The 12,601-nt window shown below is 68.8% G+C and carries 13 protein-coding genes and 1 pseudogene; 5 read left to right on the forward strand and 9 right to left on the reverse strand.

Features of this window, described 5'->3' with window-relative positions; genetic code table 11:
- Positions 1-48: 48 nt before the first annotated feature.
- From ACODNG_RS01505 to ACODNG_RS01520, 4 genes and pseudogenes are all read right to left on the reverse strand, one after another.
- Positions 49-1,204, reverse strand: a pseudogene (locus ACODNG_RS01505) (acyl-CoA dehydrogenase family protein).
- Between the two features lie 112 nt (positions 1,205-1,316).
- Entirely contained in the window at positions 1,317-1,637 is a 321-nt protein-coding gene (locus tag ACODNG_RS01510) for an antibiotic biosynthesis monooxygenase (protein ID WP_434522142.1), read from the reverse strand.
- 65 nt (positions 1,638-1,702) lie between these two features.
- Positions 1,703-2,842: a pyridoxal phosphate-dependent aminotransferase gene (locus tag ACODNG_RS01515; RefSeq protein WP_434522143.1), complete on the reverse strand. Its 1,140-nt coding sequence runs from the start codon at positions 2,840-2,842 to the stop codon at positions 1,703-1,705.
- On the reverse strand, positions 2,839-3,327 hold the full coding sequence (locus ACODNG_RS01520; protein WP_434522144.1) for an Lrp/AsnC family transcriptional regulator: 489 nt from the start codon (positions 3,325-3,327) through the stop codon (positions 2,839-2,841). Before ACODNG_RS01520 ends, ACODNG_RS01515 begins: the two co-directional genes overlap by 4 nt.
- 127 nt (positions 3,328-3,454) lie before the next feature.
- On the opposite strand from ACODNG_RS01520, the gene ACODNG_RS01525 reads away from it, so the two are divergent.
- From ACODNG_RS01525 to ACODNG_RS01535, 3 genes are all read left to right on the forward strand, one after another.
- The gene (locus ACODNG_RS01525; protein ID WP_434522145.1) at positions 3,455-3,730 is read left to right on the forward strand and encodes a ribbon-helix-helix domain-containing protein; all 276 of its coding nucleotides are present in this window, start codon (positions 3,455-3,457) and stop codon (positions 3,728-3,730) included.
- Positions 3,723-3,986 carry a type II toxin-antitoxin system RelE family toxin gene (locus ACODNG_RS01530; RefSeq protein ID WP_434522146.1) on the forward strand — a complete coding sequence of 88 codons (264 nt, stop codon included), beginning with the start codon at positions 3,723-3,725 and terminating at the stop codon, positions 3,984-3,986. The genes ACODNG_RS01525 and ACODNG_RS01530 overlap by 8 nt, the downstream gene beginning before the upstream one ends.
- 76 nt (positions 3,987-4,062) lie before the next feature.
- A complete protein-coding gene (locus ACODNG_RS01535; protein WP_434522147.1) occupies positions 4,063-4,926 on the forward strand; it encodes an aldo/keto reductase in 864 nt (287 codons plus the stop codon).
- A 30-nt stretch (positions 4,927-4,956) separates the two neighbouring features.
- On the opposite strand, the gene ACODNG_RS01540 is transcribed toward ACODNG_RS01535, so the two are convergent.
- Together ACODNG_RS01540 and ACODNG_RS01545 are read right to left on the reverse strand one after the other, a co-directional pair.
- Entirely contained in the window at positions 4,957-5,772 is an 816-nt protein-coding gene (locus tag ACODNG_RS01540) for a hypothetical protein (protein ID WP_434522148.1), read from the reverse strand.
- 91 nt (positions 5,773-5,863) lie between these two features.
- Positions 5,864-7,219, reverse strand: coding sequence for an adenylosuccinate synthase (locus tag ACODNG_RS01545; RefSeq protein ID WP_434522149.1), 1,356 nt, complete (start codon positions 7,217-7,219; stop codon positions 5,864-5,866).
- A 309-nt stretch (positions 7,220-7,528) separates the two neighbouring features.
- Between ACODNG_RS01545 and ACODNG_RS01550 the strand changes: the two genes are divergently transcribed.
- Positions 7,529-7,834 (forward strand): hypothetical protein, encoded by a 306-nt coding sequence (locus ACODNG_RS01550; RefSeq protein ID WP_004595838.1) that lies wholly within the window; start codon positions 7,529-7,531, stop codon positions 7,832-7,834.
- A gap of 82 nt (positions 7,835-7,916) precedes the next feature.
- On the opposite strand, the gene ACODNG_RS01555 is transcribed toward ACODNG_RS01550, so the two are convergent.
- Positions 7,917-10,187, reverse strand: coding sequence for a DUF7527 domain-containing protein (locus ACODNG_RS01555; protein ID WP_434522150.1), 2,271 nt, complete (start codon positions 10,185-10,187; stop codon positions 7,917-7,919).
- 159 nt (positions 10,188-10,346) lie between these two features.
- The gene (locus ACODNG_RS01560) at positions 10,347-10,820 is read right to left on the reverse strand and encodes an NUDIX hydrolase (RefSeq protein WP_434522151.1); all 474 of its coding nucleotides are present in this window, start codon (positions 10,818-10,820) and stop codon (positions 10,347-10,349) included.
- A 113-nt stretch (positions 10,821-10,933) separates the two neighbouring features.
- On the opposite strand from ACODNG_RS01560, the gene ACODNG_RS01565 reads away from it, so the two are divergent.
- Positions 10,934-11,437, forward strand: a complete 504-nt coding sequence (locus ACODNG_RS01565; RefSeq protein ID WP_434522152.1) for a cupin domain-containing protein — start codon at positions 10,934-10,936, stop codon at positions 11,435-11,437.
- A 48-nt stretch (positions 11,438-11,485) separates the two neighbouring features.
- Here the strand turns inward: ACODNG_RS01565 and ACODNG_RS01570 are convergent, their stop codons facing one another.
- Positions 11,486-12,463 carry a transcription initiation factor IIB gene (locus ACODNG_RS01570; RefSeq protein WP_434522153.1) on the reverse strand — a complete coding sequence of 326 codons (978 nt, stop codon included), beginning with the start codon at positions 12,461-12,463 and terminating at the stop codon, positions 11,486-11,488.
- Positions 12,464-12,601: the final 138 nt, after the last annotated feature.

Consider the following 12,601-nt stretch of genomic DNA (forward strand, 5'->3'; position numbering starts at 1 on the left):
CTTTTACGTACCGGTTGATACCGACTTACGGTCCGATCGTCCCCGACCTCACATCCCCTCGTCGAGCAGCTCGCGGGCGACGATGTTTTTCTGGATCTCGGTGGTCCCCTCGTAGATCTGGGTGATCTTCGCGTCGCGGTAGAGCCGTTCCACGTCGTGGTCGTTGACGAAGCCGGCGCCGCCGTGGACCTGGACCGCCTCGTCGGCGACCTCGACCGCGGTCCGTGAGGCGAACTCCTTGGCCATCGACGCGAGCGCGGTCAGGTCGCCCGACTCGTTGTCGACCGCCCACGCGGAGCGGTAGGTGAGCCAGCGGGCGGCCTCGGTGTTCGTGTCCGATCTCCGCGAGCTTGTGTTTGATCGCCTGGAAGTCGCTGATCGGGCGGTCGAACTGCTCGCGCTCCTCGGCGTACTCCAGCGCGCGCTCGGCCGCGCCGCGGGCGATGCCGACGCCCTGCGCGGCGACGGCAGTCCGGGTCTCGTCGAAGAACTGGATGAGCTGGAGGAACCCCATCCCGCGCTGGCCGATGAGGTTCTCCTCGGGCACCCGCACGTCGTCGAAGCGCAGCTCGGCCGTGTCGCTCGCCCGGATCCCGAGCTTGCCGGTGATCTTGTCGCGGGTGAGCCCGTCGCGGTCGGCCTCGACGAGGATCTGCGAGTAGCCCGAGTAGCGGTCGTCGATCTCGGGGTCCGTCTCGCAGACGACGACGAAGTAGTCGGCGACGGTCCCGTTCGTGATCCACATCTTCGAGCCGTTGAGCACCCACTCGTCGCCGTCCTTCTCCGCCCGCGTCGCGACCGAGGTCACGTCCGACCCCGCCTGCGGCTCCGAGATGGCCGACCCCATCACCGCGTCGCCCGCGGTGACCTCGGGGAGGACGCGCTCCTTCTGGTCCTCCGTCCCGAACTCCATCAGGGCCTCCGCGCCGAACCCGGCGCTGGAGATACAGAGACCGATCCCGGGGTCGGCCGCGAACAGCTCCTCGGTGAGGATCGCGTTCTCCAGCGAGGAGTAGCCGATGCCGCCGTACTCGACCGGGACGTGCGGCGCGAGCAGCCCCATGTCGGCCGCCTTGTCCATGACCTCGTGGGGGTACTCCTCGTCGACGTCGTACTCGGTCGCGACCGGCCGGATCTCCTCGTCGGCGAACTTCCGTACCTCCTCGCGCAGCTGCTTCTGTTCGTCCGTTAGCTGGAACTCCATACCCAGTCGATCCGGATCGAACGTGATAATCGTTGGCGAACGGTGATGAATTCGAGAGGAGTTGTTCGTTTACAGGTCGCGCGTTCGCGCGGTAGCGCAGAGGACTCCCCACTCAGTACTCGCGCTCCTCGCGCACCTCGTAGTGTCGCGCGCGGCCGTCGTATCGTTCGAGTAGCTCGCGGGCCGCCGGCGGAACGTGCGCCTCCCGGTACGCCTCGCCCGCGAACTCTGTCACCGACTCGATCGAGTCGAACCGGAGGATCGTGACGAACTCGACCTCCCCGTCGTCGGCCTCGCGCCGGAGGACGCGGGCGCCGCGATACCCGTCGTTGTCCGCGTCCGCGAACGAGGGGAGGATCTCCTCGCGGAGCAGCCGCTCGTACTCGTCCGCGTCCCCGGGCGTGGTCCAGCCGTGCCAGATCCTGTCGATCATCGTCCTCCCGCGAACCCGGTCATCGGTCCACGACGAACTCGGTCATCGGTCCACGACGAACTCGGTCATCGGTCCTCGACGAACGTCGCGATCCGGTCGGTCGCCTCCTTCAGCTCGCGCATCGAGGTGGCGTACGAGACGCGGAGGTGCCCCTCGCCGCCCTCGCCGAAGACGGACCCGGGGACGACCGCGACGCCCTGCGCCTCCAGCAGCGCCTCCGCGAACGCCTCGTCGTCGCCGCCGCACTCGGGGAACGCGTAGAACGCGCCGCCCGGCTCAAACGTGTCGAGACCCATCTCGTTGAACCGGGAGACGACCAGCCGGCGGCGGCGGTTGTACTCCTCGACCATCTCCGTCACCTCGTCGTCGCAGCGGTCGAGCGCCTCGATAGCCGCGTACTGCGGGGTCGTCGGCGCCGACAGCATCGTGTACTGGTGGATCCGGTTCATCGCGTCGATCGCCTCCGCGGGACCCAGCGCGTACCCCAGCCGCAGGCCGGTCATCGCGTACGCCTTCGAGAAGCCGTTGACGACGACCGTGCGCTCGCGCATCCCCGGCTGGGTCGCGATCGAGGCGTGGTCGGCGCCGTAGGTGAGCGCGGCGTAGATCTCGTCGGCGACCACCCGGAGGTCGTTGTCGCGGCAGAACGCCGCGACCTCGGCGTACTCCTCGTCGGTCATCGTCGCGCCCGTGGGGTTGTTCGGGTAACAGAGTACGAGCAGGTCGGCCTCGGCCGCGCCCGCGGCCTCCAGCGACTCCCGCGTGAGCGCGAAGTCGTCCTCGGCGCGGGTCGGAACCGTCAGCTGCTCGCCGCCCGCGAGTTCGATCCCCGGGCCGTAGGAGATGTAGGTCGGCTCGTGGACCGCGACGGTGTCGCCCGGATCGACCAGCGCGCGGAACGCGAGGTCGACCGCCTCGCTCGCGCCGGTGGTGACGAGCACCTCGGACTCCGGCTCGTACGACTGGTCGTAGCGCTCGTGGTGGTCGGCGATCCGCTCGCGGAGGGCGGCCATCCCGCGGTTCGACGTGTAGGAGGTCTTCCCGCGTTCGAGCGAGTCGATCGCGGCGGTGCGGGCCGTCCACGGCGCCGAGAAGTCCGGCTCCCCGACGCCCAGCGAGATGACGTCGTCGCGCGCCTCCGCCAGCTCGAAGAACTTCCGGATCCCCGACTCGGGCAGGGTGCGCGCGCGGTCCGACAGCCTCATGGCGACACGGAGAGGCGGTCGTCGTCGTCGCCGTCCTCGAACCGGATCCCGCCGTCCTTGTACGTCTCCATGATGTAGTGGGTCACCGTTTGGGTGACCTCCGGCATGGGTGCGACCTGCTCGGAGATGAACTCGGAGACGTCCTGCATGTTCTCGCCGAGCACCTCGACCGCGAAGTCGTAGTCGCCGGAGACGAGGTGTAAGGCGTCGACCGCGGGGAACTTCGCGATCCGATCCGCGACCTGTTCGTACCCCGTCTCGCGGTCGAGTTCGACGTTGATCTCGACGACCGCGCGGATCTTCCCCTCGTCGACGCGGTCCCAGTCGACGACGGCCTGGTAGCCGTGGACGACGCCGTCAGCCTCCAGCGCGTCGATCGCGTCCGCGACCGCCGCCGCGTCGAGACCCGTCTGGGCCGCGATGTCGTCGATGTCCTCGCGGGCGTTCCGCGCCAACACGTCGAGTACCTCGCGCTCGGCGTCCATGCCCGTAAATTACGCGGGGGCGGTTTATGAGTAGCGACGGACGCAACACGGGCGGAGACCGAGACGCGACACACCGAGGTCACACTCGCCCCGAATCCTTTTCAGTGATACCACTGTATCACATAATATGGGCACCGACGCGAACGCCGGCGACGACCGGATGGAGAAGATCAACGTTCGGGTGCCGAAGTCCCTACTGGACCGGATCGACGAGGAGTGGGAGCGACGGGGGTACGCGAGCAAGTCCGAGGCGATCCGCGACGCCCTACGCGACTGGGTGGACCCGTCGATGACGCTGTCCGAGGAGACGCTGTCGGACCTGGCGGAGAGCCGGGAGCAGGCGGAACGCGACGAGACGGTATCAGCCGAGGAGGCCCGCGAGCGACTGGACCTGGATGACTGAGGTCGAATACACCGAGCAGGCAATTACTCATCTCGAATCCCTCGATCCGCAGGCCGCCGATCGTATCATGAACAAAGTCGACGAGGCGACGGAGTGGACCGAGCAGCGATTGGAACCGCTCTCCGGATACCCGTACTACAAGCTGCGAGCCGGCGACTACCGAGCCATCGTTACCTGGGATCGGGGCGCCGACCTCATCCGCGTCGAGGCCGTCGGTCACCGCCGAAACGTGTACGACCGATACCTCCCTCCCTGAGCGCGTTTCTTCCCTCTCCTTCACGTCCCCTTCCGCCATCCCCACGGCTTTCCGCGTGGCACGCGAACGTTCGCCCATGGCTTCGAACACAACCGACGGGAGCGAGACGTTCGACATCGGCGGCGAACTGACCGTCAACCGACTCGGCTTCGGCGCGATGCGGATCACCGGCGAAGATATTATCGGCCGCCCCGACGATGAGGACGAGGCGAAGGAAGTACTCAAACGGGCCGTCGACCTCGGCATCGACTTCGTCGACACCGCCGACTCCTACGGGCCGGGCGTCTCGGAGCGGCTGATCGGGGAGGCGCTCGGCGACCCTGACGACGTGGTCGTCGCCTCGAAGGCCGGCCTGCTCCGCAACCGCGAGGGCGACTGGCTCCCCCACGGCGACCCCGATTTCCTGAAGAACCAGGTGCTGTGTAGCCTCGACCGGCTCGGAACCGACACGATCGACCTGTATCAGTACCACCGTCCGGACCCCGACACGGACTTCGAGGAGTCCGTCCACGCGTTCGCAGAGATGAAAGACGCCGGGCAGATCGCCCACGTCGGCCTCTCGAACGTCACTGTCGAGCAGCTGGAGACGGCGACCGACATCGTCGATATCGCCACCGTCCAGAACCGCTACAACGTCGGCCACCGCGACGACGAGGACGTACTGGCCGCCTGCGAAGACCACGGCGTCGGCTTCATCCCGTGGGGACCGATGTACGCGGTCGACGACGAGGAGTCCGCCGACGCGCTCGACGAGGTCGCGGAGCGCCGCGACGCGACGACCCGACAGGTCGCGCTCGCGTGGCTCCTCGACCACTCCGACGTGACGCTGCCGATCCCGGGCACGTCGAGCGTCGACCACCTCGAATCCAACCTCGCGGCCGCGGACCTGTCGCTCAGCGACGAGGACCGCGCCGCGCTGAACGAGATCGATCCGCAGTAAGAACCGGGCGACTCACCGGCTACCGACCGGTCACTCCACCGTCTCGACCTCGGCCATCTCGGCGACCTTCAGCGCGGTCCCGACGTTGAACGCGAGCCCGAGGGGGGCGGCGACGACCGCGGCCGTCAGCGCGCCGACCGGTCCGGCGTGTGTCAGGAGGCTCAGGGGGACGGAACAGACCGCCGTGACGACCGCGACGAAGAGGAAGAACCCGAGCGGCTGGTGGCGGGCGGTGAGCTCGCGCGCCCGGCGGGCCGCGGACTCGATGCCGCGGTCCTCCAAGGCGAGGACGTACACCGTCGGGAAGAACAGGTAAGATATCACCAGCGCCGCGAGGAGCGCGACCACGAACAGCGGCGGGACGACGAGCAGCGGGAGGAACACCGCCGCCAGCGCGACGATGACGATCGCCTCCAAGAGTACCATCCGGACGCCGAACCGACGCACGCCCGCGGCGAAGTCGAACCTCCCTGTCGTGATTCCCTCGGCGATGGCGCCGAAGTACCCCGCGCTCAGCGCTCCCGAGACGACGACGTACGCGCCGAGCAGCGGGACGAGAAGGGGAAGCGACTCCACGGTGCCGAACGGGACCGACACCGACAACCCGCCCCCGGTCGGCGACTCGACGAAGCTCCAGAGGTCGTACCGGTAGACGGGGAACGACGCTCGGATCGAAACCCCGTTCGTCCGCGACGCCGCCAGCAGGTCGCTCGCGTTCAACAGGGCGGTCGCGAGCGGGACGAGCGCGAGCGGGAGCAGCCGCGAGAGGTGTGAGAACGTGCGTTCGACGATCGGTTCCGGCGAGGACGGCGCGTCGGCCGACGGGCCGTCGGAGGGCTGGGCCATGCCGGCGGTTTGCGTTTCACCCTCAAAAGCGTCGGTCGTCCGCGCTATTCGTCCGCACGCCGCGGTCGGATCTGGAGCTCTCGGCGCGACCTTACTCCTCGAACGGGTTCGTCAGCTCTACCGTCTCCTCGCGGTCTGGCCCGACGCCGACGGCGTAGACCGGGGTGTCGATCTCGTCGGCGAGGAACTCCAGGTACTCGCGGGCCGCATCCGGTAAGGCGTCGTAGCCGGCCTCGGCGACGGCGGCCGAGTCGAACGGCTGCCACGTGTCGAGGGTTTCGTATATCGGCTCGCAGCGCTCCCACCGGTCGGTCGTGGTGGGAACGGTGTCGATGGTCTCTCCGTCCAGCTCGTACCCCGTACACACCTTCAGCTCGTCGAGGCCGGCGAGCACGTCGACGTGGTTGACCGCGACGCCCGTGAACCCGGAGACGCGCGCAGCGTGGCGGAGCATCGGGAGGTCGAGCCAGCCGATCCTGCGGGGGCGGCCGGTGACCGTGCCGAACTCGCCGCCCTTCTCGCGGATCTCGTCGGCGAGCGCCTCCTCGTCGCCGTCGCCGTCGAGTTCGGTCGGCATCGGTCCCTCGCCGACCCGCGAGAGGTACGACTTCACGATGCCGACGACCTCGCCGTCGCCGACCTTCGTGACGCCGAGCCCCGAGCCGACCGACGCGGCGCCGGCGGTCGGGTTCGAGGAGGTGACGAACGGGTAGTTCCCGTGGTCGACGTCGATGTGCGTCCCCTGCGCGCCCTCGAAGAGGATCTCGTCGCCCGCCGCGTGCCGGCGGTGGAGGTAGTCGGAGCAGTTGACGGTCATCCCCTCGTCGGCGAGTCGCTCGCCGATCGCGGCGAACTCCTCGTGGAGCGCGTCGACGTCGAACGCCGCGGCGCGGTCGTCGTCGTCCGCGAGGTCGAGTCCGTACACGTCCTCGACGAGCGCGCGCTTCTGTGGGACCGCGTACTCCAGCTTCTCGCGGAGCACGTCGGGGTCGAGCAGGTCCGCGATCCGGATCCCGCGGCGGCCGGCCTTGTCCTCGTACGTCGGGCCGATGCCGCGGCCGGTGGTGCCGACCTCGTCGCCTGCGTCGTCGTCGGCCTTGACCTCCTCTTCGATCCCGTCCAGCACCCGGTGGTACGGCATGATGACGTGCGCGCGGCGGGCGACGCGCACGTCCGGGTCGAGCCCCCGCTCACGGAGGTCGTCGATCTCGGTGAACAGCGTCTTCGGGTTGACGACGCAGCCGTTGCCGAGGATTCCGGTCGTCCCCCGGACCGCGCCGCTGGGAACCAGCGAGAGCTTGTACTCCGCGCCGCCTTCGACGACGGTGTGGCCGGCGTTGTCGCCGCCCTGATAACGGACTACGACGTCCGCGTCCCCTCCCCACCGGTCGACGAGCGCGCCCTTGCCCTCGTCACCGAGCTGGGAGCCGACGATGGTGAGTGTCATACGACCTGCCGATTTCCTGCGGGGGGTAAAACAGATTACGGTCTGCGACCGCGAGAACACCACATTTGTGGATCACACGATAAACGCGTAGTTGTCGATAGGCTCGTTCGTGTATTGTCTCGATTTCGACCGGCGGCGCCCGCCTCGCCGCCGTCCGCGCTGACTCGGCTCCGTCCGTCGTGCCGCGATCGAACACGTTAACTACTGGCACGTCAAAGCGTCGGATCACTCGATCCGTCGCGGCCGCCGCGGTCTCCCCGGCCGCCGACAGCAACTTTTAAACGGGGGCATGACGAGTTAACATGTGCCATGATAGATCGATTAGAGAAGGAGGTAGACATGCTGGAACGTCACCTCCAGGTCCTGCGAATGGTCATCGAAAACGAACCGATCGGTATCGTGAAGATGTCGAACGAGACCGGCTACCCGCACCACAAGGTCCGCTACTCGCTGCGCGTCCTCGAAGAGGAGAACCTCATCGAGCCGTCCAGCCAGGGCGCGATCACCACGGAGCGTACCCACGAGTTCGTCGACGAACTCGACGAGAAGCTCGACGAGACCGTCGAGAAGCTCGGCTCCATGCGGATCGACGACGCCGCGGAACTCGAGAACTGACGCCGCTTTCGATTTCGCTCGCCGAGTAGGCACCGTGTTTTCTCTCCGCGCGCAGCCGCGAATCCGAAACGGTCGGCGACGCCTACAGGTCGGGGACCGTCATGTGGAACCCGCCGTCGCGCGCCTCGACGAGACACAGGTGGTACCCCTGCTTGCGCGAGAGCTTCACGAAGCTCGCGCGCTTCGACCGGCTGAACAGGCCGCCGCCGACCGCGTCGCTCGCGGTCTCTAAGGCGCCCGGCTCGAAGAAGCTCTCCGTCACCGCGAACGCCCCGGCGAACGTCTCGTTCGAGGACGCGATGTCGCGCCCGTTCTCGACGAGCGACTCCAGCGTCCCCTCGGGCGTCGGGTCCCGGCTGTCGTTCAGGTCGGCGACGAAGAGGGGGTGGCCCATCCGGTCGCGCAACACGAGGTCGAACGTCCGCTGCTCGCGGGTCTCCTCGCCGCCCTCGCGGAGTTCGATCGACACCGTCCCGCCGATCTCGGCGCGGTCGACCTCCGGGAGGGCGTCGTAGAGGTCCCGGAGCGTCCCCTCGTTGCCGGTGCCGCGGACCTCGAACGGGAGGTCCTCGACGAGCCAGCGGGTGAATCCGTACTCGATGGTGTCCTCGAGGAACTCCTCGAACGGTCGCCCGTCCACCGCGACCCCGTCGGACTCGAAGCTCGTGTGGTGTTCGACTCGGAGGTTCTCGCGGAGCGCCTCGCGGTCGACGCTCCCCTCGTGGGCGTCGGCCAGCGTCGCTCCCTCCTTCGAGTCGTACCTGATGAACAGGTTCGTCCCGCTGCGCGCCTCCGCCGGGGTGAGCGTCCGCTCCGCGTCCGGGAGCCGTTCCTTCGCGTTCGAGAGCTCGCGACGGAGCCGGTCGCGCTCCTCCCTGAGGTCCTCCGTCTCTGCTTCGAGCCGCTCGACCTCGTCGGCCAGCTCGTCGCGCTCCGTCTCGACCTCGTCGCGTTCGGCCGCCAGCCGGTCGCGCTCGTCGGCGAGCGACTGGCGCTCCGTCTCGGTCTCCTGGAGGGCCGCCTCGAGCTTCCGGAGTCGCTCCGGGTCCGCGCTCCCCGCCGCGTCTCCGCCCGCGTCGCGCTTCGAGACCGCAGACGGCGCCGACGCCGACTGCGCGGTCGAGCGCGGCGACGGCGACCCGCCGTTCGTTCCCGACTCGTTCCGCTCGGACCGGCCGCGTTGATCGGCTGGCCGCTTGCGCTGTGACGACGCGGCACGTCGGTCGTCGCCCGGTTGGGTCTCCTCGCCCGCCTCCGAGGGGTCGAGCGCCGGGATCGACTTCTGCTCCCGCCACTCCGCCTCCTCCGAGAACACGTCCTCGGAGTCGGGCGCGTCTGGGGCGTCCGAGTCGGCAGGGTCCGGAGCTGCGGTGCCGCCGGCGGCGTCGGCGTCAGCGTCTCCGATCTGGACCGCGTTCGGTCCCGCTCCCTCATCGGCGTCCGGGGACTCGCCGTCCGCGTCGGGACCGTCGTCCGGGACGCTACCGTCGTCGGTCCCGGTCGATCGGTCCGCCGTCGCCGGATCGCCGTGCCGGGACGACCCGGTCGGATCGGGATCCCGACCGGCGCTCGGGTCGTCGTCTCGACCGGCGCTCGGGGCGGGGTCGGCCGCGCTCGCGGGAGTATCGGCGTCCCCGCCTTCCGCCTCCGCTCCGTCGTCGCCAGCCGTCTCAGGGGCGTTCCCGAGGTCCCCCGTCTCGTCGGCCGGCCCTTCGTCCGCGTCGCTCGCGGCACCCGAATCGGTCTGGTCGGTCGCCTCTGCCGAGTCCGCCGGATCGGTCGGAGCGGCGGCGCCCGTGTCACCCGTGCTGTCGCCGTCCGGGAGCGGGCGGACGTCGAGGTCGACCTCGTACACCGTGTAGATACCGACCTCGTCGACGGCGAGGTCGAACGCCTCGTCGCCGGTCTCCAGCCGCCTGGCGTTGCCGACGTACGCCGCCGCCATCGACTCGCCGCCCGTGTAGGCGACGTAGTAGTCGCCGGAGAGGACGTTCTCCGACAGCTCGATGTAGCCGGTGAACCCCCCCTGCGAGAGTTTCTGGTCCGCCTCACGCAGCGGCGTGTCGTTGGTGTAGTACTTCGCCCGTGGCTCGCCGCCCAGCTCCTGCATCGCGAAGAGCACGGGGAGCGCGCCGTCCGGGGCCCGGTAGACGGTCCCCGAGGCGTCGGCGAAGTCGTCGAGCGTCCCGTCGACGACGCCGACGACCTTCCCGTCGACGAGGAACAGCCAGCCGGTCCCGTCGGTCGCCGCGCCGGAAAACCCGTCGCTGACGACCCGGCCGAGTCCTCCGAACCCGTCGGAGAACGAGCGGTCGTCCCACTCGGTGATCGCTTCCCTTCGCTGTGCGTCCATCCTTGCGTTTACGTCGCCAACACCGACCCAAATACCTTCCGGAGCGTGAGACGGCCGTCTGACGCCGGGATCCGCAGATTCGAACCCGGAGACGGCGGTGCCGCGGCCGGGAGACGCTCCCGACGGCCCGGGACCGAAGCCCTCGACCACCCGGCCCGCTCAGCGCTCCGCGACGGCGGCGATCGCCTCTCGGCCGAGGTCGACGACGTCTTGCGGCAGGTCGCTCGCAGCGAGTTCGGACGACGTGTACCACCGCCAGCGCTCTGGGTCGACCTCGTCGTCGCCGTCGGGGGCGATCTCGCGAGAGTCGACCCGCGCGTAGTAGAGGTGATCGACGTGTTGGTGGCCGACCGACCCGTTCTCGTGGACGTTGATGTCGTGGAGCATGAGGTGGGCCGGCTCCGGAAGTCCGCGGGTGTTCGGTCCCGTAATCTGTGACTCCGCGGCGACCAGCTCCGGAGTTAACCCCGTCTCCTCGCGGACCTCGCGGCGCGCCGCCTCGTGGGGGAGTTCGTCGCGGTCGACGTGGCCGCCGGGCGGCAGCCTGATCCCGAGCCGCTCGTGCTCGTGAAGCGCGGTCGCCCCGTCGTTGACGATGTACGTCGTCGCCGTGAAGTGACGCGTCGTCTCCATGTCCGCGGGTGGCGACGCGTCGCCTTCGCGGTTTCGGCTCGCGCCGCCGGCGGCGCGACGGGCCGTCGATGCCCCGCCCGAACGCCTTTGTCGAGCCTGTGTGACCTGCGGGTATGCCACCGATCAACGCGGACGATCTGTCGTGGACGACGCCGGACGACGCGGACGCCGAGTGGCGACGGAAACAGTTGGGCGCGGCCGCGGGGAGCGAGGACCTTGGATGTAGTCTCTACGAGCTTCCGGCGGGGGAACGCTCGTGGCCGTACCATCATCACACGGCCAACGAGGAGGCCCTGTACGTCCTCGCGGGCGAGGGAACTCTCCGGCTCGACGGGGACACGCACCCGCTTCGCCCCGGAGAGTACGCCGCGTTCCCCGCCGACGAGACGGGCGCGCACCGCGTGGTCAACGACGGCGACGAGCCGCTTCGGTACCTCGTCGTCTCGACGATGCGCGAGCCGGACGTGACCGTGTACCCGGACTCGGAGAAGTTCGGTGTGTACGTCGGTTCGCCGCCGGGCGGCCGCGAGGAGCGGTCGCTGTCGGGGTACTACCGGATCGGCGACGACGTGGACTACTGGGACGGCGAGGGTGACGACGGCGAAAAGGGCGATTGAAAACGGAACGGACTCCGAACGTCACGACGCCCGAAAGCCGAGGGCGCGTCAGTTCAGCGCGACCGAGTCCTCGGCCTCGAGGAGCTCGTGGTACCGGTTCCGAATGGTGACCTCGCTGATGTTCGCGACCTCGCTGACCTCGCTCTGGGTCACCTTCTCGTTGACCAGGAGGGAGGCGGCGTAGACGGCGGCCGCGGCGAGTCCGACCGGCGACTTCCCGGAGTGGATCCCCTGTTCTTTCGCCGTGTCGAGGAGGCTGCGGGCGCGTCGCTCGGCCTCGTCGGAGAGGCCGAGGTCGGAGGCGAACCGCGGGACGTAGCTCTCGGGGTCGGCGGGCTGGATCTCCAGCTTCAGCTCGCGGACGACGTAGCGGTACGTCCGCGCGATCTCGTCCTTCTCGACCCGAGAGACGGCAGCGATCTCGTCGAGGCTGCGCGGCGTCCCCGCCTGCCGGGCCGCGGCGTACAGCGACGACGTCGAGACGCCCTCGATGGAGCGGCCGGGAAGGAGGTCCTCGTCAAGCGCGCGGCGGTAGATGACGGAAGCGGTCTCGCGGACGTTGTCGGGGAGTCCGAGCGCGCTGGCCATGCGGTCGATCTCGCCGAGCGCCTGCTTGAGGTTGCGCTCCTTGGAGTCACGGGTGCGGAACCGCTCGTTCCACGTCCGCAGCCGCTGCATCTTCTCGCGCTGGCGGCTGGACAGCGATTTGCCGTAGGCGTCTTTGTCCTGCCAGCCGATGTTCGTCGACAGCCCCTTGTCGTCCATCATGTTCGTCGTCGGGGCGCCGACCCGGGACTTGCTGTCCTTCTCCTTGGAGTCGAACGCGCGCCACTCCGGCCCGCGGTCGATCTCGTCCTCCTCGACGACGAGTCCGCAGTCGACGCAGACGGTCTCGCCGTGCTCCGTGTCGGTCGCTAACTGTCCGCCGCACTCCGGGCACCGCAGCTCCTCCTCCTCGCTTTCCGACTCGGTCTCGCTCTCGTCGTCGACGGTCTCTGTCGTGTACGTTCGAAGGTTCTCGCTCATTGGTTTGGTACGTGGAGGGAACAACGAAACCGAGAGACGATTCTCGGTGTTTTCCTCACCCTTAGGTAAGTGACCCAAATACTTAAACGTTTCCGTGTCTGGTGACTCAGGGACACGGCCGAAAACGGCGTGTACAAC

Origin of the sequence: Halorubrum sp. AS12 (genome assembly GCF_051122765.1) — an archaeon.
Taxonomy (GTDB): Archaea; Halobacteriota; Halobacteria; order Halobacteriales; family Haloferacaceae; genus Halorubrum; species Halorubrum trapanicum.